We start from the raw sequence: 16,924 nt of genomic DNA, 5'->3' as shown, positions 1-16,924 counted from the left end.
GCGGCTCAGTGGGCGGCCAGCCAGGCGGCGTAGAAGCTCGGCCGGCCGACGGCTTCGTAGCCCACGTCCCTGACCCACGGCGCGCCCGCGAAGGCCTGCGGCTCTTCGAAGATCGGGATCACGTAGGCCTGGTCGATCAGGTAGTTCTGCACCTCGCCGACCAGCGCCAGCCGCTTGGCCGGATCGACCTCGCTGGCGATGCCTTCGAGCAACCCGTTGAGCTTGGCGTCCACGAAGCCCTTGACCTTGTCGCTCACGCCGCCCTTCTGCAACAGCACGTTGCGGTTGGTCGGGTAGTACTGGCTCTTGATCACGTCGGGATCGGCGCGGCCCACCATGGTCGGCAGCACCGCCGTCTTGGCCGGGTCGAGGTTGTCGAGGGTCGTGGTGCCCGCGTCGCCGGTGAGCACGTTGAGCTTGACGCCGATCTTGGCCCACTGCTGCGCCACCAGTTGCAGCGTCGCCTTGTTCTGCGGCTGGGGCAGCGCCTCGTAGGCACGCAGTGCCAGTTCCTGGCCGTCCTTGCTCCGCGTGCCGTTGGCGCCGACGGTCCAGCCGGCCTCGTCGAGCAGCTGCCTGGCCTTGGCTTCGTCGTAGCCCAGCTTGGCCGACAGGTCCACGTAGCCGGCCGCGGTGGCGGCGATCACCGAGGTGGCTTGCGGGTAGTTCGACGAGAACAGGGTCTCGACGATCTCCTTGGTGTTCGTTGCATGCAGCAGCGCCTGGCGCACGCGCACGTCGGCCACCAGCGGGTTGTCCGGGCGGAAGTTGATGCTGTTGTTCACGCCGCGCGTCGGGGGCGCGTAGATCGCGAAGCCCTGGTCCTTCACGCGCTTCTCGTCGTAGGCCTGCACCTGGCGGATGAAGCCGGCCTGGCCGGCCACCAGCGCACCGATGCGCACGCTGTCTTCCGGCGTCACGATGAGCTTGATCTCGTCGAGCCGCGCGCGGCCCTGGTGCGCGAGCGTGCTCGGGCCCCAGGCGTAGTCCTTGCGCACCGACAGCACCAGCTCCTTGCCCAGCGTTTCGCTGGTCACGACGAAGGGGCCGGAGCCGATGATCCTGGTCGCGTCGCCCAGTTCCTCGAAGGGGCGGGCCAGCGTGCCCAGCGACACCAGGCCCGAACCGATCACCGAGGTGCCCTGCAGGAAGCCCGGCGACGGTTTCTTGAAATAGAACTTGACCGTGCGTGCATCGATCACTTCGCTGCGGTCGTAGTTGTTGATCGCCTCGGACACCGGCTGCTTGAGTTCCTTGTTGCCCTTGCCGAAGGTGTCGAAATTCTTCGCCACCGCGGCCGCGTCCAGCGGCGTGCCGTCGGAGAAGCTCACGCCTTCGCGCAGCTTGAAGGTGTACTCGGTGACCGCGTCGTTGACCGTCCACGATTCCGCGATCCAGGGCTCGACCTTGAGCGTCTTCGGGTCCTGGTAGGTCAGCTTGTCGGTGATCTGGTTGAGGATGCCGCCGTTGGGATAGAAGCCGCCCGCAGGTGGGTACAGGTTGGTGTGCGCCTGCTGCTCCAGGTAGACCAGCGTGCCGCCGGTCACGGGGGCCGAGGGATTCGCGGCCGCAGAGGCGGCCGGCGCGTCGGCGGTCTTGGAGCAGGCGGCGACCAGCGCCAACAAAGCCACGACGGCAGCGGCCGCAGCCGCGCGCTCAAACCTTCTGGAAAACACGATCACGAAGTACTTTCGATGGAGAGGAAGAACGGCCCGGCGGCGCTCGCAAGCGCCTCGCCGGCCTGGGAAATCGTAGTCAGGCGCCTGTGCTTTGGGCACCGATTAAGTAGCATCGTTATGCGGCCACCAAATAAGCGATGCCCGCATCGCTGCCTGAACCGCGGTGCGGAATTCAGTCGCGGTTCACGGCCGGCGCCGAGGTGCCCGCACGCTCGAACTCGATGCGCGCGCCATGGCTGCGCACCCGGTCCACCGCACCGAGCGGCTGTGTGGCATCGGCGGTGCGCAGCACCAGCGCATAGGGGCCTTCGACCTGCCCCTCGGCCGGTTCACGCGCCGTGGACAGCACCAGCGCACTGCTGCCGAAGGCGATCACCGCCAGCCGCAGGCCCTGCCCCGGCAGCGGCACGGGCTGGCCGATCGCGACATGGGCGCCATTGCCGAACAGCGCGCGGTAGCGCGCCAGCGTGGCGTCGAGGTCGTGCACCGCGACCGCCAGGCTGGCCACGCCGAGCGCGCCGTTGGGATGCACGCGCGCGCCGCCCTCGGGCACGCGCAAGGCGCGCGGCGTGACGTCGCCGCACAGGAAGGGCAGATCGGTCGACGGCGGCCGTGCGGTCTGCCAGTGCAGGCGTTCGCCGTCGGGGCGCAGGCGCCCGCCTTCGAGCGGTCCGTCGAGCACCAGGCCGCGCTGGCCGGCCTGGGCCACGGTGTCGGCGACGCTGCGCGGCAGCAGGGCGAAGTCGATGATGCCTTCGCCCTGGCGCTGCAGCAGTTGCCACCAGCGCTCCTGGGGCGCCGGCTGCTTCCAGGCGATGAGTTCGAAATAGCTGCCGTCGGCGAACACCACCAGGGCGTTGTGCGTCGAGCGGCCGGGATGGTCGCCGCCGCGCTGTACGTTGAAGCCCAGCGCCGTGTAGTCGGCGATGGTGGTGTCGAGGTCGTGGACGGCGATGACGATGTGGTCGAGCGTGAGGGACATGGCGGGCGCTCCTGTTCAGGCCGCGACGCGGGTGTCAGCCAGCGAGTTGGTGAGCTTGACCTCGGCCCGGATGGTCTGCGGGTTGCGCAGCAGGTTGAGGATCGGGCAGTTGCGCTCGACCGCCTCGAACAGCGCGTCGATGTCGGCGCGGCTGGCCGGCGAATCGATGTGCACGGTGTAGGCGATCTGGTGCGGCCAGATCGGCGTCTCTTCATGGCCGGGTTTGCCGCCGCGCGGATCGATGATGCCGGTCACCTCGACCTCGAGGCTCTCCAGCGGCACCTGCCGTTCGGCCGCCTGGATCAGGAAGATGTGGGTCACGCAGGTGCCCAGCACGCCGAGCTGCAGCTCGGGCGAACTCGGGCCCAGGTTGTAGCCCGCGAAGTCGGGCGGGCTGTCGCTGATCACCTGATGGTCGCGGATGCGCAGGCGGCGCACGCCGCTGCGGCCTTCGGCCCGCACGGTGGCCTTCAATTGCGCCGGCTGCGCGGTGCCGGCCTCGATGGCGGCGCTGCGCGCCAGCACGGCCGCGCGCTTCTCGGCCAGGTAGTCGTTGAGATGGCTCATGGTGTTCTTTCTTCGTTCCAGGGACGACGCCCGGCGGACCTGCCGGGACGCATGCGCCCTGGTTCCGGGGCAGCGGAAGCCCGGGATTCTTCGCGCCGGCGGCGCGACAGGGAACGAAGAAAAAGAAGCTGGCTTGCTCGGAATCCGCATATCGGCCCGGCGCGCTGCGCCGCGCCGGCCCTTCAGCCGGCGTTCAGTCGCTTGCGCGCGCTGGACCTCCTGGGAAAGAGCCGCAGCATCTGGAGGCCTGTGCGCGTGATGGAGGTCACGGTGGCGGTGGGGTTCATCCAGCCGGCGGGCGTGCGAACCGCCTTCGCGATGTCGGCTTCCACATGGCCCGCGATCACCAGGATGTGGATCGCATCGACGTCCTCGCCGCCCTTGATCGTCACGGGAAAGTTCGTCTCGGAGAGGGACTGGAGCATGGAGATCGACATAGGGCGTGGGTTGGACTGTCGTTGCCGGGCAGGCCTTGGCAGCTTCGTTCGGACGCGGCGAGCTGACCCGTAGATCTCCATGCATTCCTCTGAAGGCCGTCAAGGCGGTGGGTTGCTCCGGACAGGCGAAGACAGGCGAAGCGCTCGCCGGCGGCCTCGAAAGCAATTGTGACAATATGATACTTGCCCCCGTGCGATCGTCGGCCGGCCGCCGTGGCCCAGGCGGCGCCGGAGGGCGGACCGGCATCGCGCGGACGCGCCACGCGGTGAAGGTGCGCGGCGCTTTCCAGCGCCTAGGAAAAGACCCGCTGCCCCGGCACCGAATCCAGCAGCTTGACGGTGTACTCGTGCTTCGGCGCCGAGAAGAGGCTGCGCACGTCTCCCCGCTCGACGACCTGGCCCTTGCGCATGACCAGCACCTCGTCGCTGATGTGCTGCACCACGGCCAGGTCGTGCGAGATGAACAGGAAGGCCACGTCGGTCTTGGCCTGGATGTCGCGCAGCAGGTTCAGGATCTGGGCCTGGATCGAGACGTCGAGCGCCGACACCGCCTCGTCGCAGATGATGATCTCCGGTTCCGAGGCCAGCGCGCGCGCGATCACGATGCGCTGGCGCTGCCCGCCGGAGAACTGGTGCGGATAGCGCTCCAGCGCGGCGGTCGGCAGCCCCACCTTCTCGAGCAGTTCGGCCGCGCGGTCCTTCAGTTGCGAAGCCGGGCAGAGGCCGAAATTCCGCAGCGGTTCCGAGACGATCTGGTGGACCTTCATGCGCGGGTTGATCGAGGAGTACGGGTCCTGGAACACCAGCTGGAGCTTGCGGCGCGCGGCGCGCAGCGCCGAGCCCTTGAGCGCCAGCCAGTCGCGCCCGTCGATGTCCACCTGGCCGCTCGTTGGTTCGATCAGCCGCATGACCATCCGCGCCACCGTCGACTTGCCGCTGCCGCTCTCGCCCACGATGCTCAGGGTCTGGCCGCGCGCCAGGTTGAAGGAGACGCCGTCGACGGCGCGGAAGGTCTTGCTGCCGTCCTCGTTCTTCTTTGTCTTGTAGTCCTTGACGAGGTTGCGGGCCTCGAGAACGTGGGCACCGGCACGGGGTGCCGGCATTGCTGCGGTGTTGGGCATCAGGTGGCCTCCATCATTGAGTTCAGGTCCGCCAGCCGCGTCCTCTTGTCCAGTCGAAGCGCATGCGCGCCCCGATGGAAGGCCGGCCGGGCGGCCAGCAGCGCGGCGGTGTAGGAATGGCGGGGCCGCTGCAGCACCTCTGCGACCACGCCGGTCTCGACGACGTCGCCGCGGTACATGACCATGACCTCGTCGCAGACGTCGCCGATCACGCCCAGGTCGTGCGAGATGAACACCACGGCCGTGCGGTATTCGCGCTGCAGGTCCTTGAGCAGCATCAGCACCTCGGCCTGCACCGTGACGTCCAGCGCCGTGGTGGGCTCGTCGGCCACGATCACCTTCGGGTCGCACATCATGGCCATCGCGATCATCACGCGCTGGCGCATCCCGCCCGAAAGCTCGTGCGGATAGCTCTTGAGCCGCTCCCTGGCCTTGGGGATCCGCACGCGGTCGAGCAATTGCACGGCCTTGGCCAGTGCCTCCTTGCGGCTGCAGCCGCTGTGCACCATCAGGGCTTCCGAGAGCTGGTAGCCGATGCTCAGCACCGGGTTGAGCGAGGTCATCGGCTCCTGGAAGACCATCGCCATCCGGTTGCCGCGCAGTGCGCGCAGCCGCTGCTCCGGCGCGCCCACCAGCTCCTCGCCGGCGAGCCGGATGCTGCCGGCCGTGACCTTCAGCGGCGGGCTCAAGAGGCCCATGAGCGCGAGCGAGGTCAGCGTCTTGCCGCTGCCGCTCTCACCGACGATGCCGACGGTCTTCCCCTCGGGCAGCGAGAAGCTGACGTCGCGCACCAGCGAGCTGTCGCCCTCCTCGCCGCCGACCGCGATCGACAGCCCCCTGACCTCCAGAACGTTGGTGCTCATCACTTTTTTCCTTTGGGGTCGAACAGGTCGCGGATGCTGTCGCCCAGCACGTTGACCGAGAGGATGGTGAGCGCGAGCACGATGCCGGGATAGAGGATGGCCCAGAAGGCGACCTGCACCGAAAGCCGGCCGCCGCTCATGATGTTGCCCCAGGTCGGCGTCTCCTGCGGCAGGCCGACGCCCAGGAAGCTGAGGTAGGCCTCGAGCAGGATCGCCGAGGCGCAGACGAAGGTGGCCTGCACCGCCAGCGGACCGGCCGCGTTGGGCAGGATGTGGCGGTACAGGATCTGCGGCACCGTGCAGCCGGTCACGATGGCGGCCTGCACGAACTCCTGCTCGCGGATGGTCAGCACCACCGAGCGCACGAGCCGCGCCACCCGCGGGATCTCGGGGATGGTGATGGCGATCACCACCGTCTTGATGTCGGCGTTGAAGAGCGCCATCAGCGCCACGGCCAGCACGATGCCGGGCATCGACATGATGCCGTCCATGATGCGCATCAGGATCTTGTCCAGCGCGCTGAAGTAGCCGCTGACCAGGCCGATGGTGGTGCCGATGAGCAGCGCCAGCAGCGTCACGGCCACGCCCACCACCAGGCTGACCTGGCCGCCGTAGAGGGTGCGGGTGAAGACGTCGCGGCCGAAGGAATCGGTACCGAACCAGTGGGCCATCGACGGCGCCTGCAGGCGCTGCAGCGGCGCCATCGCCTTGGGATCGAAGCTGGTGATCTGCGCGGCGAACAGGGTCGACAAGACCAGCAGCAGCAGGTAGGTCGCGCAGACCAGCGCGAGGATGTTGCGGGTTCTGAGCAGTTTCATGTGCGCACCCGTGGATCGACCATCACGTAGAGGATGTCAACGACCAGGTTGACCAGGAAGTAGAGACCCGAGAAGAGCAGCAGCAGCCCCTGGATCACCGGGTAGTCGCGGCGCAGCACCACGTCGACCGTGAGCCGGCCCAGGCCGGGAATGGCGAACACGCTCTCGGTGACGACCACGCCGCCGAGCAGCACCGCCACACCGGCGCCGATGGTGGTGATGATCGGCGGCGAGGCGTTCTTGAGCGCATGGATGCCCAGCACCACCAGCGGCCGGAGCCCCTTCGCCCGCGCCGTGCGGATGTAGTCCTGCTTCATCACCTCGATGATCGAGGAGCGCGTCATGCGCGCCACCAGCGACGCATAGGCCAGCCCCACGGTGACGGTCGGCAGCACCAGATGGTGCAGCGACCGCAGCGGGTCGTCGAAGATCGAGACGTAGCCCTGGACCGGAAAGAAGCCGGCCTGGATCGACAGCTCCCGGACCAGCCCGTAGCCGATGAGGAACACCGGCAGCGAGAAGCCCAGCACCACCATCACCATCACGAGGCGGTCGATGAGCTTGCCCTGGTGGATGCCCGCCACCACGCCCAGCGGCACGGCGACCGTGACCGAGAACAGGGTGGCGCACAGGGTCAGCATCAGCGTGGGTTCCAGCCGCTGGCCGATGAGCTCGGTCACCGGGATGTGCGCGAACAGCGACATGCCCAGGTCGCCCTGGAGCACCTGGCCCGCCCAGCGCAGGAAGCTCAGGATCAGCGGCTGGTCGAGGCCGAGCTGGGCGCGGATGGCGGCCAGCTCGGCCGGCGTGGCGTTGTCGCCGGCCATGATGATGGCCGGGTCGCCAGGGCTGAGTCGCAGCATCAGGAAAATGAAGAGGGCCACGATGGCGACCACCGGAATGGTCGCCATCAGCCGGGAAAGAATCAGCCTTGGCATGACGTGCGCTGCGCGTTACTTCGAGACGTTCCAGAAGACTGGAATCGACGAGTTGATCATTCCCTTGAGCTCCTTGCTGAGCGCCGCGGGCTGCGCGAACTGGCCCCAGACCACCGACGGCGTGGTCTCGTAGGCCAGCTTCTGGATGTCGGCCGCCAGTTCCTTCTGCTTGGCCAGGTCCGCGGTCTCGCGGAACTCGGCGAGCTTCTTCGTCATGCGCTCGTCGCAGGACCAGCCCGGGTAGTCGGCGCAGTTGTTGCCGATGTAGAGGTTGGTGAGCGGGTTGGCCATGTCGTAGCCCGCGTTGTGCACCGAGAACAGATGCCATCCCGTTTTCGAGGCGCGCTTGGACACCACGCTGCCCCAGTCCATGCTCTGGAGGTCGACGTTGAAGCCGACCTCGCGCAGCGTCTGCGCGAGCACCTCGCCCGACACGCGCGGCGCTTCGATGTCCGTGCCTTGCAGGATGGTGATCTTCTCGCCCTTGTACTTGGTCTTGGCCAGGGCCGCCTTGGCGGCGGCGACGGTGCGCGGTGCGACGAGTTCGCTGCCCGCATTGCTTTCGTAGGTGCCGCCGCAGCTGAAGTAGGCCAGGCAGTTCGTGACCGCGAACTCGGGCGGCACGCCCAGCGCGGCCATGAACTTGGACGAGTCGACGGCCATGTTGACGACGCGCCGGATCGCCGGGTCGTCGAAGGGCTTCTCGAGGTGGTTCAGGCGGAAGTGGCCCATGAACATGCCCGCGCCCTTGGCGCTCACGAGCCGGACGCTCGGGTCCTTCTGCAGCGGCTTGAGCATGTCGAAGCTCGGGTACTGCACGTAGTCGACCTCGCCGGCCTGCAGCGCCGAGATGGCGGTGTTCGCGTCGGGGATCACCTTCCAGATCACCCGGTCCACCTTGGCCACCTTGCCGCCCGCCAGGAAGTCCGCGGCCTCCTTGCGCGGCACGTAGTCCTTGAAGCGCTCGAAGGTCATCTGGCTGCCGGGCTTCCATTCGCTGCGCTTGAAGACGAAGGGACCCGAGCCGATGATCTCGGGCACCTGCTCGCTCAGCGGCGTCTTGGCCAGGCGCGCCGGCATGATGAAGGGCACCATCGCCGAGGGCTTGCCCAGCGTCTGCAGCACCTGGCCGTAGGGCTTGCCCAGCGTCAGCACGATGGTCTTCTCGTCGGCCGCGACGAGGCTCTTGGTGGCCGCCGTGAGGGCCTTGCCCAGGGCGTCCTTCTGGCCCCAGCGCTGCAGCGAGGCCACCACGTCGGCCGAGGTGACCTTGCTGCCGTCGTGGAACCTGAGGCCGTCGCGCAGGACGAACTTGTAGACCATCTTGTCGGGGCTCACGTCGAAGCTCTCGAGCATCTGCGGCTTGACCGAGCCGTCCTCGGCCTGCGAGAACAACGTGTCGAACACCATGAAGCCGAAAGTGCGGGTGATGTAGACGGTGGTGAAGGACGGGTCGAGCACCCGCACGTCCGCCTCCAGCACGGCGGTCAGCGTCTTCTTGTCGTGCAGTTGGGCATGGACGGCGGTGACGCCGAGGAGCGCGGCGACGGCGCTCAGTTGCAGGGTCCGGGTGAGGCGGGAAAGAACGGGGCTCATCTTCGATACTCCAACGGTCAACGGGCGGAATGGGTGGGGCGGCGGTCTTGCCACTGCAGCTGCGTTTCCAGCTGCGCCGCGATCTGCAGCAGCAGGTCTTCACGGCCTTCGCTGGCGACGATCTGGATGCCGATCGGCAGTCCGGACTTCGACACGGTCAGCGGCACCGAGATGGCGGGCTGGCCGGTGACGTTGAAGGGGCGCGCCATGGCGGAGATCACCTTGCCCTTGTGGAAGGGGGCCCAGGGGTCGTCGGTCGTGCGGAACGCGCCCAGCGGGGGCGGCAGCTCGCAGACCGTGGGCGTGACCAGGATGTCGTAGTCGTTCCACCAGCTCTCGACATCGCGCGACCAGGCATGCAGGCGCTCCAGCGCGCGCACGTACTGCACCGCGTTGTAGGTCTGGCCGTCCTTGAGGTAGACCCAGTTCAGCGGCTCGACGTCCGATTCGACGATCTGCCGGCCGATGCGCTCGCCCCAGGCTTCCAGCGAGGCGGCGGTCCAGGTGCGGATGATCACGCCGACGTTGCTCATCATCACGTCGTTGTCGAGCGCGCGCGGATGCGATTCGTCGACCGCGTGGCCCATGCCTTCCAGCAGCCGGCCGCACAGCCGGGTGGCTTCGATCACTTCGGGGTCCATCGGGTACTCGTTGCCGGGCGTCTGCAGCATCAGGCCCGCGCGCAGCCGCGGCGGCGCGATCCGGTGGATGCTTTCATAGCCACCGGCAGGCGCCGCCTGCAGCGGGCCGTAGGGGTCGCCGGGCATCGGCTGGCCCAGGATGTCCAGCACCGCGGCGCTGTCGCGCACGGTCCGGGTGACGACGTGGCGGCTCACCATGCCGGCCCAGCCTTCGCTCTCGACCGGCCCGAGGGAGACGCGGCCGCGCGAGGGCTTCAGGCCGACCAGGCCGCATTCGCTGGCCGGCACGCGGATGGAGCCGCCGCCGTCACCCGCGTGGGCCAGCGGCACCATGCGGGCCGCGACCGCCGCGGCCGAGCCGCCGCTGGAGCCGCCGGTCGAGTGTTCGAGGTTGTAGGGGTTGCGGGTCGGGCCGTGCGCCAGCGGCTCGGTGGTCGTCATGGTGCCGAGTTCGGGCGTGTTGGTCTTGCCCACCACGATGAAGCCGGCCTCCTTGAGGCGACGGAACAGGGTCGAGTCCTCGGTCTCCTTCCAGCCCAGTTCCTTCAGGAACTTCATGCCGCCGTGGTAGGGCTCGCCGGCCAGCGTGCCGTCGAGGTCCTTCACGAGGATCGGGACGCCGCGGAAGCGGGCCGTGCCGTTCTGCGCGTTCCGGGCTTCTTCGAGCGCACGCTCGTAGCGCGGATGGATGACCGCATGCACATCGCCATTGACCTGCTCGATGCGGTCGATGGCCGCCTCGACCATCTCGACCGCGCTGACCTCGCCGCTGGCGACCAGTTCCGCGCAAGCCACAGCATCCAGTTCGCTCAACTTTCTATCCATAGTTACCTCGTGATGCCCGTTCGGGCGTTGTTGGAAAAAACGACTCCACAGTCTTTGCAATTTTCAGACCGTAACGGTCACGCGTCACATCGTAGTTACCCGAATGGTCATTTACATCTACCGAATGGTCTAAATCTCCGTCAAATCACTGACCAGGTGCGACGAAGCACAGTGCTGGTGCGCGGACGGCGCCCGATTCGGTGCAGCCATCTCATGGTCTGAGAACACCGCTCAAGGTCCGCAATCTCCTGCGATCCTCATTGGAGGAACTCGCCGATCCCGCATCCACCGCACGCCGGCTGGGGCGGCCAGCATCCACTGACCGTTCGTGTTCAAAGGGTTGTCCCGATGTGTACGTTCGGGCAGAAAGATACTATGATTCGGCCACAAAACGCCGAAAAGTGGCATAAATAATGACCGAATGTGTTGGACATGAAGCGCAGGCTGGCGCGCAGCAGAAGGCCAGGGCCGCCGAGGGGCGGTTCGACGTGGCCGTCATCGGCGCGGGCGTGGTGGGATGTGCCGTGGCCCGCCGCTTCGCGCTGGCCGGCGCGCGGGTGGTGTTGATCGAGAAGGGGGCCGACCTGCTGTCGGGCGCCTCCAAGGCGAACAGCGCGATCCTCCACACCGGCTTCGATGCGCCGCAGGACAGCCTGGAGCACGCCCTGGTCCAGGCGGGCCGGGAGGAATACCTGGAGATCGCCGACGGGCTCAACCTGCCGCTGGTGCAGACCGGCGCGCTGGTGTGCGCCTGGGACGCGCAGCAGGCCGACAAGCTGGCCGCCATCGAGGCGCAGGGCCGGCGCAACGGGGTGCAGAAGCTCCGCCTGCTCGGCGCGAAGGAAGCGCGGCAGTCCATGCCGCACCTGTCCGAGCGGCTGGTGCAGGCGCTGGAGGTGGTCGACGAGCACGTGATCGACCCCTGGTCGGCCCCGCTCGCCTACCTGACCCAGGCCGTGGCGCTGGGCGCGGTGTTCCTGCGCCATGCCGAAGTCGTGCGAGGCAGCTTCGACGGCGGCTGGCAGCTGCAGACCACCGCGGGCCGGGTCGAGGCCGCGTCGGTCGTCAACGCCGCGGGACTGTTCGGCGACCTCGTCGACGAACGACTGGGCCTGCCGCGCGCGTTCCAGATCCGGCCGCGCAAGGGCCAGTTCGTGGTGCTCGACAAGGCCGCCGCGCGCTACGTGCCGCGCATCGTCCTGCCCGTGCCCACCGAGATCACCAAGGGCATCGTGGTGTGCCCCACGGCCTTCGGGAACGTGCTCGTCGGCCCGACCGCCGAGGAGCAGGAGGACCGGGACCGGGCCACGGTCGAGCAGGCCACGCTGGAGATGCTGCTGCGCAAGGCGGCCGAGATCGTGCCCGCGCTCGCGGCCATCCCGGTGACCGCGGTGTATGCGGGCCTGCGCCCCGCGACCGAGGACAAGGCCTACCGGGTCTTCGTGCGCGCCGAGCAGCGCGCCATCACGCTGGGCGGGATCCGCTCGACCGGCCTGAGCGCCGCCCTGGGCCTGGCCCAGCATGCGCTGCAGCTGCATGCGGGCTTCGGCGCCGTCGCGCACGCGGCACCGGCCGTGCCGATGGTGCGCATGCCCAACCTCGCGGAATGCCGCCGGCGCGACTGGCAGGCGCCCGAGCACGGCGAGATCGTCTGCCACTGCGAGCTGGTGACGAAACGCGAGATCGTCGCCGCGCTGAACAGCCCCGTGCCCCCGGGCGACTTCGGCGGGCTGCGCCGGCGCACGCGGGCCGGCATGGGCCGCTGCCAGGGCTTCTACTGCAACGCCAGGCTGGCCGACATGACGCAGGACCTGTGGCCGGTGCCGCTGGCCGTCAAGGCCGGGGACGCGGCCCGATGAGCGCGACCCATGATGTGATCGTCGTGGGCGGCGGCCCCTCTGGCGTCGCGGCGGCCGTGGAGTTGCGGCGGCGCGGCGTCAGGGACGTGGTGCTGCTCGACCGCGAGACCGAGCTCGGCGGCGCCACGCGCCATTGCAGCCACTCGCCCTTCGGCATGCGGGAGTTCCATCGCGTCTACCTCGGCGCGAGCTACGGGCGCCGGCTGCAGCAGGAGGCCCTGGCCGCGGGCGTCGACGTGCGCACCTCGCACTCGGTGGTGCGCCTGGGCGACGACGGCGAACTGCTGGTGAGCAGCCCCCACGGCGTCTCCAGCCTGCGGGGGCGCCGCATCGTCACCTCCACCGGCGCCCGCGAAACCCCGCGCTCGGCGCGGCTGGTGTCGGGCGACCGGCCGCTGGGCGTGCTGACCACCGGCGCCCTCCAGTCCTATGTGGCCTTCCACGGGCTCATGCCCTTTCGCCGGCCGCTGATCGTCGGCTCCGAACTGGTGTCCCTGTCGGCGGTCCTGACCTGCATCGGCCATGGCGCCCGGCCGGTGGCGATGGTCGAGGCCAATGCGCGCGCAACGGCCAGACAACCGCTGACCTGGCTGCCGACGGTGCTGGGCATCCCCTTCCACCGCAGCGCGGAGATCGTCGACATCCGGGGCCGCCAGCGGGTCGAGTCGGTCACGCTCCGGCACGGCGACCGCCTGAGCGAGATCGAATGCGACGGCGTGCTGTTCACCGGCCGCTTCACGCCCGAGGCGTCGCTGCACCTGCTGGGCGAGCTGGGCGTGGCCGCCGGCAGCGGCGCGCCGCTCGTGGACCAGCACGGCCGGCTGCAGAATCCGCTCTACTTCGCGGCCGGCAACGTGCTGCGGGCCGTCGAGACCGGCGGTTGGGCCTTCCGCGAGGGGCGCTCGGTCGGCCGGGCCGTGGCCGACGACCTGGCGCGGCCGACCGCGACGCGCGAGCCCGTGCGGGTGCACTTCGACGCGCCGATCAAGCTGGTCGTGCCGGGCCTGCTGCGCAGCGGCGACCGCCTGGCGGTCCACGCCTTCCGGCACTTCCAGCTGCGCATGACGCGCGCGGCGGTCGGACGCATCACTTTGCTGCTCGACGGCATCCCGGCCTGGCGCCACAGCGGCCACTGGCTGCCCGAACGGCGCATCCTGGTGCCGATGCCGCCCGGTGCGCCGGAGGCCGGCCGGATTTCATTTGTCTTCGAGGAGAACGCCTGAATGCGGATTGCAGCGATCGACCAGGGAACGACCTCCACCCGCTGCCTGGTGGTGGAAGCGCAGGGCGTGAGGCTGGCCGCTTCGCGGCGCCATGCACGGCACCACCCCGCGCCGGGATGGGTCGAACACGACCCCGAGGAACTGCTGGCGAACGTGCGCGCGGTGCTCGACAGCGCGGGCGCGGTCGATGCGATCGGCCTGGCCAACCAGGGCGAGAGCTGCCTGGCCTGGGATGCGCTCACCGGCCAGGCGCTGTCGCCGGTCATCGTCTGGCAGGACGCGCGCACCGAGGACGCGCTGAAAGCCCTGGGCGACGCCGCCGACCGGCGTTCGCGCGCGATCACCGGCCTGCCGCTGGACCCCTACTTCTCCGCCAGCAAGCTGGCCTGGCTGGTGACTCACCTGCCCGCGGTGGCGCAGGCGCTGCGCGCCGGGCGCCTGCGGCTGGGCACAACCGACGCCTTCTTCCTGCAGCGCCTCACGGGCCAATGCCTGACCGACGTGGCCACCGCCTCGCGCACCGGCCTGATGGACCTGCAGCGGCTGGCATGGAGCCCTGAGATGTGCGAATTCCATGGCGTGCCCATCGAATGCCTGCCGCGCATCGTGCCGGTCGACGAAGGCTTCGGCAGCATCGAGGGCGTGCCGGTGCGGGCCGCCATCGTCGACCAGCAGGCCGCGCTGTACGGCCACGGTTGCAGGGTGCCGGGCGACAGCAAGATCACCTTCGGCACCGGCGCCTTCTTCCTCGCGATCACCGGGCCGCGGCGCCCGGCGCCGAGCGCGCTGCTGCCGACCATCGCCTGGCAGCTGAAGGGCGCGCCGCCGGTCCATGCCGTCGAGGGCGGCGTCTACGACGCGGGCGCCGCGCTGGAATGGGCGCGCAGCCTCGGCCTCTTCGACACGATGGAGGAGTTGCAGCACTTCGAAGGCCCTTCCGCGCTGAGCCGGGGCATCGTCTTCGTGCCCGCGCTGTCGGGCCTGGCGGCCCCGCACTGGGACCGCAGCGCCGCGCCGCTGTTCATCGGCATGGACCACGCCACCGACCGCCGCGACCTGGTGCGCACGGTGCTCGAGGGCGTCGCCATGCTGAGCGCCGGCCTGGTGGACGCCGCCGCCACCCCGACCCGCGCGCCGGGCGACACCCTCTCCATCGATGGCGGGCTCTCGCAGAGCCCCTACTTCGCGCGCTTCCTGGCCTCGGCCTGCGAACGGACGGTCACGGTGCCGTCGATGTACGAACTGAGCGCCCTGGGCCTGGCCGGCCTCTGCGGTGCCGACGTGAGCGCGCTGCGGGGCACGCTGAGCCGCTTTGATCCCGACGGTCGGGTGGCCGACGCGGACCGCCGGCGCTTCGCCTCGGCGCTGCAGCGCGCGCGGCACTGGCGCCAGTGAGCATCCCGACATCCCCGAATTTTTCAACCAGCAGAGGTAAAGCAATGCGCAAGATTTTTCTGGCCTGTCCCTACGGCCACGACGACAAGGAGGTGGTGGCGCAGCGCTTCCGACTGTCCAACCAAGTCGCCGCCAGGATCGTGAGGGCCGGCTGCGCCGTCTTCAGTCAGGTCTCGATGTCGCACCCGATCAATGGCGAACTCGCGGGCCTGGACAAGGCGGCCATTGGCAGGCTCTGGGCGCCGGTGGACCAGGTCTTCATGGATGCGATGGAAGAGCTCATCGTGATCGATGCGCCGGGCTGGAAGGAAAGCTCCGGCGTGGCCCGCGAGATGCGGATCTTCCAGGACCGCGGCTGCCCTGTGCATCTGTGGAGCGTGGTGGAAGCCGGCTTCGCGCCGAGCTGAGGCCCGCGCGCGGCCCGGCTCGCCAAAAGACATGGAATAGACTTGTGAGAGCAAATGACCAGGGCCTGCCCGCAAGAATGAAACCACTGGAACGTCGAGAGCAGATTGTGCGACTGGTGCGCGAGAACAGCCGCGTTTCCGTCGAGGATTTGGCCGTGATGCTGGGCGCGTCCAAGGAAACCGTCCGGCGCGATCTCTCCGGCCTGGCCGAAGAGGGGCGCATCCGCAAGGTGCACGGCAGCGCGGTCCTGCCCGAGGCCTCGAGCGAGAACTCCTTCGACATCCGGATGAACGAGAGCGCGCCGCACAAGAAGCGCATCGCCAAGCGCGCCGCGCAACTGTTCAAGCCCGGCGAATCCCTGTTCATCGACACCGGCACCACCACGCTGATGTTCGCCGAGGCGCTCGCCGAGTCCACGGGCCTGACCGTGATCACCAACTCGGCCTCCATCGCGCGCGTGATGGGCCAGGGACGCGGCAAGAACAAGGTTTTCCTGCTCGGCGGCGAGTACCGCGAGGAGTCGAGCCAGAACCTGGGGAGCTTCGTGCTCGAGCAGATCTCGCGCTTCCGTGCCGACCACGCGGTGCTGACGGTGGGCGCCATTTCCCAGTTCGGCGCGATGGATTTCGCACTCGAGGAATCGGACGTGGCGCGCGCCATGGTGGCGCATGCGCGGTCGGTCACGGTGCTCGCGGATTCGTCCAAGCTGGGTCGCGAAGCCCTGTTCCCCTGGAGCCCGCTGGCCGGCCTCGACCGCCTGGTCACGGACCAGCTGCCCGAGGGCTCGGCGCTGACCAACGCGCTGGGCGTGGCGCGCGTCGAAGTCATCCTGGCCGACGACGCCGGCCTCTGAGGCGGCCGCTCCCGGGGCGCGCGGCCGTCTTCAGGGCTCGGGCGCCGGGCACGGTGGATCGAACGCACGCCCGCCCTGGAGCGCCTGCGGCCTCGCCTTCTCGGCGCAGTGCCGCAGCGCCTGGCGCAGCACGGTGTCCAGGCGGCGCAACGACAGGGCATGACGGCTGGCCACCTCCTGGCGCGCCATCTCGTCGATGCGCAGCGCGATCAGCACCGCGCGGTGGCGGCGCGGCAGGTCCTGCAGCGCACGCTCCACCGCGGCCAGGTCGGCGCGCCCGGCCGCGATGTCGTCGGGGCCCGGTGCTTCATCGACAAAGTGGGCGAGCGCCTCGTCGGCGTCGCCCGCGCCCTGCCATGCCCGGTTGCTGCGCGCGCGATCGGTCGCGACGTTGCACGCCATGCGGTAGATGTAGGCCTCGGGACTCTGGACCGGATCGCTGATCGCCGATCGGCCCAGGCGCAGCCACGCATCGTGCAGGCATTCGCTGGCCATGTCGGCGCAGCCGAGATGGCGCATCAGCTTGCGTTGCAGCTGGTCGTAGTGCGTCACCAGGAAGCCGCGCAAGGCCTGGCCGTGCCGTGCATCGGCCGGCGGAGCGCAGGCGATCTCGTCGCCGCACGCCGCCGCGAGATCACCGGGGGTGTCGAATGCCATGGTGGCTCTGCCTCGTGTGAAGGGCGATGGCGCCCCACCCTGCCGCCGCAGGATGGGGCGTA

Annotated in this window: 16 protein-coding genes; 5 read left to right on the top strand and 11 right to left on the bottom strand. The window is 69.2% G+C overall.

Going from position 1 to position 16,924, the window contains the following annotated elements; translation table 11 throughout:
• Positions 1-5 precede the first annotated feature (5 nt).
• From A9977_RS23220 to A9977_RS23175, 10 genes are all read right to left on the bottom strand, one after another.
• A complete protein-coding gene (locus A9977_RS23220; RefSeq protein WP_405054702.1) occupies positions 6-1,631 on the bottom strand; it encodes a TIGR04028 family ABC transporter substrate-binding protein in 1,626 nt (541 codons plus the stop codon).
• A gap of 220 nt (positions 1,632-1,851) precedes the next feature.
• Positions 1,852-2,661, bottom strand: a complete 810-nt coding sequence (locus tag A9977_RS23215) for a VOC family protein (RefSeq protein ID WP_183027200.1) — start codon at positions 2,659-2,661, stop codon at positions 1,852-1,854.
• Between the two features lie 15 nt (positions 2,662-2,676).
• Positions 2,677-3,228, bottom strand: a complete 552-nt coding sequence (locus A9977_RS23210) for an OsmC family protein (RefSeq protein WP_183027199.1) — start codon at positions 3,226-3,228, stop codon at positions 2,677-2,679.
• Between the two features lie 182 nt (positions 3,229-3,410).
• On the bottom strand, positions 3,411-3,653 hold the full coding sequence (locus A9977_RS23205; RefSeq protein ID WP_183027198.1) for a hypothetical protein: 243 nt from the start codon (positions 3,651-3,653) through the stop codon (positions 3,411-3,413).
• 305 nt (positions 3,654-3,958) lie between these two features.
• Positions 3,959-4,786 (bottom strand): ATP-binding cassette domain-containing protein, encoded by an 828-nt coding sequence (locus A9977_RS23200; protein WP_259652107.1) that lies wholly within the window; start codon positions 4,784-4,786, stop codon positions 3,959-3,961.
• Positions 4,786-5,649: an ABC transporter ATP-binding protein gene (locus A9977_RS23195; RefSeq protein ID WP_183027197.1), complete on the bottom strand. Its 864-nt coding sequence runs from the start codon at positions 5,647-5,649 to the stop codon at positions 4,786-4,788. Before A9977_RS23195 ends, A9977_RS23200 begins: the two co-directional genes overlap by 1 nt.
• Positions 5,649-6,467, bottom strand: a complete 819-nt coding sequence (locus A9977_RS23190) for an ABC transporter permease (protein ID WP_183027196.1) — start codon at positions 6,465-6,467, stop codon at positions 5,649-5,651. Before A9977_RS23190 ends, A9977_RS23195 begins: the two co-directional genes overlap by 1 nt.
• Positions 6,464-7,405, bottom strand: coding sequence for an ABC transporter permease (locus A9977_RS23185; RefSeq protein WP_183027195.1), 942 nt, complete (start codon positions 7,403-7,405; stop codon positions 6,464-6,466). The genes A9977_RS23190 and A9977_RS23185 overlap by 4 nt, the downstream gene beginning before the upstream one ends.
• 15 nt (positions 7,406-7,420) lie before the next feature.
• On the bottom strand, positions 7,421-9,001 hold the full coding sequence (locus tag A9977_RS23180; protein ID WP_183027194.1) for an ABC transporter substrate-binding protein: 1,581 nt from the start codon (positions 8,999-9,001) through the stop codon (positions 7,421-7,423).
• A 17-nt stretch (positions 9,002-9,018) separates the two neighbouring features.
• Positions 9,019-10,455, bottom strand: a complete 1,437-nt coding sequence (locus tag A9977_RS23175) for an amidase (RefSeq protein ID WP_183027193.1) — start codon at positions 10,453-10,455, stop codon at positions 9,019-9,021.
• A gap of 425 nt (positions 10,456-10,880) precedes the next feature.
• On the opposite strand from A9977_RS23175, the gene A9977_RS23170 reads away from it, so the two are divergent.
• The 5 genes from A9977_RS23170 to A9977_RS23150 all read left to right on the top strand — a co-directional run bounded on the left by A9977_RS23170 (position 10,881) and on the right by A9977_RS23150 (position 16,205).
• Positions 10,881-12,326 (top strand): NAD(P)/FAD-dependent oxidoreductase, encoded by a 1,446-nt coding sequence (locus A9977_RS23170; RefSeq protein WP_183027192.1) that lies wholly within the window; start codon positions 10,881-10,883, stop codon positions 12,324-12,326.
• A complete protein-coding gene (locus A9977_RS23165; protein WP_183027191.1) occupies positions 12,323-13,549 on the top strand; it encodes an NAD(P)/FAD-dependent oxidoreductase in 1,227 nt (408 codons plus the stop codon). Before A9977_RS23170 ends, A9977_RS23165 begins: the two co-directional genes overlap by 4 nt.
• On the top strand, positions 13,550-14,944 hold the full coding sequence (locus A9977_RS23160; protein ID WP_183027190.1) for an FGGY family carbohydrate kinase: 1,395 nt from the start codon (positions 13,550-13,552) through the stop codon (positions 14,942-14,944). It begins immediately after the preceding gene.
• Between the two features lie 44 nt (positions 14,945-14,988).
• A complete protein-coding gene (locus A9977_RS23155; protein WP_183027189.1) occupies positions 14,989-15,351 on the top strand; it encodes a DUF1937 family protein in 363 nt (120 codons plus the stop codon).
• Positions 15,352-15,428: 77 nt separating this feature from the next.
• A complete protein-coding gene (locus A9977_RS23150; RefSeq protein WP_183027188.1) occupies positions 15,429-16,205 on the top strand; it encodes a DeoR/GlpR family DNA-binding transcription regulator in 777 nt (258 codons plus the stop codon).
• A 30-nt stretch (positions 16,206-16,235) separates the two neighbouring features.
• On the opposite strand, the gene A9977_RS23145 is transcribed toward A9977_RS23150, so the two are convergent.
• The gene (locus A9977_RS23145; RefSeq protein ID WP_183027187.1) at positions 16,236-16,862 is read right to left on the bottom strand and encodes an RNA polymerase sigma factor; all 627 of its coding nucleotides are present in this window, start codon (positions 16,860-16,862) and stop codon (positions 16,236-16,238) included.
• Positions 16,863-16,924 lie beyond the last annotated feature (62 nt).

Origin of the sequence: Variovorax sp. UMC13 (assembly GCF_014170375.1) — a bacterium.
Lineage (GTDB): Bacteria > Pseudomonadota > Gammaproteobacteria > Burkholderiales > Burkholderiaceae_C > Variovorax.
This window is presented reverse-complemented; position numbering and strand designations above follow the sequence as displayed.

What these genes read in the sequence shown, in the direction of transcription:
- A9977_RS23190 (WP_183027196.1), bottom strand. Translation starts at nt 6,467, where the DNA reads ATGAAACTGCTCAGAACCCGCAACATCCTCGCGCTGGTCTGCGCGACC.
- A9977_RS23165 (WP_183027191.1), top strand. Translation starts at nt 12,323, where the DNA reads ATGAGCGCGACCCATGATGTGATCGTCGTGGGCGGCGGCCCCTCTGGC.
- A9977_RS23215 (WP_183027200.1), bottom strand. Translation starts at nt 2,661, where the DNA reads ATGTCCCTCACGCTCGACCACATCGTCATCGCCGTCCACGACCTCGAC.
- A9977_RS23160 (WP_183027190.1), top strand. Translation starts at nt 13,550, where the DNA reads ATGCGGATTGCAGCGATCGACCAGGGAACGACCTCCACCCGCTGCCTG.
- A9977_RS23205 (WP_183027198.1), bottom strand. Translation starts at nt 3,653, where the DNA reads ATGCTCCAGTCCCTCTCCGAGACGAACTTTCCCGTGACGATCAAGGGC.
- A9977_RS23145 (WP_183027187.1), bottom strand. Translation starts at nt 16,862, where the DNA reads ATGGCATTCGACACCCCCGGTGATCTCGCGGCGGCGTGCGGCGACGAG.
- A9977_RS23180 (WP_183027194.1), bottom strand. Translation starts at nt 9,001, where the DNA reads ATGAGCCCCGTTCTTTCCCGCCTCACCCGGACCCTGCAACTGAGCGCC.
- A9977_RS23170 (WP_183027192.1), top strand. Translation starts at nt 10,881, where the DNA reads ATGACCGAATGTGTTGGACATGAAGCGCAGGCTGGCGCGCAGCAGAAG.
- A9977_RS23210 (WP_183027199.1), bottom strand. Translation starts at nt 3,228, where the DNA reads ATGAGCCATCTCAACGACTACCTGGCCGAGAAGCGCGCGGCCGTGCTG.
- A9977_RS23155 (WP_183027189.1), top strand. Translation starts at nt 14,989, where the DNA reads ATGCGCAAGATTTTTCTGGCCTGTCCCTACGGCCACGACGACAAGGAG.
- A9977_RS23195 (WP_183027197.1), bottom strand. Translation starts at nt 5,649, where the DNA reads ATGAGCACCAACGTTCTGGAGGTCAGGGGGCTGTCGATCGCGGTCGGC.
- A9977_RS23185 (WP_183027195.1), bottom strand. Translation starts at nt 7,405, where the DNA reads ATGCCAAGGCTGATTCTTTCCCGGCTGATGGCGACCATTCCGGTGGTC.
- A9977_RS23200 (WP_259652107.1), bottom strand. Translation starts at nt 4,786, where the DNA reads ATGCCCAACACCGCAGCAATGCCGGCACCCCGTGCCGGTGCCCACGTT.
- A9977_RS23150 (WP_183027188.1), top strand. Translation starts at nt 15,429, where the DNA reads ATGAAACCACTGGAACGTCGAGAGCAGATTGTGCGACTGGTGCGCGAG.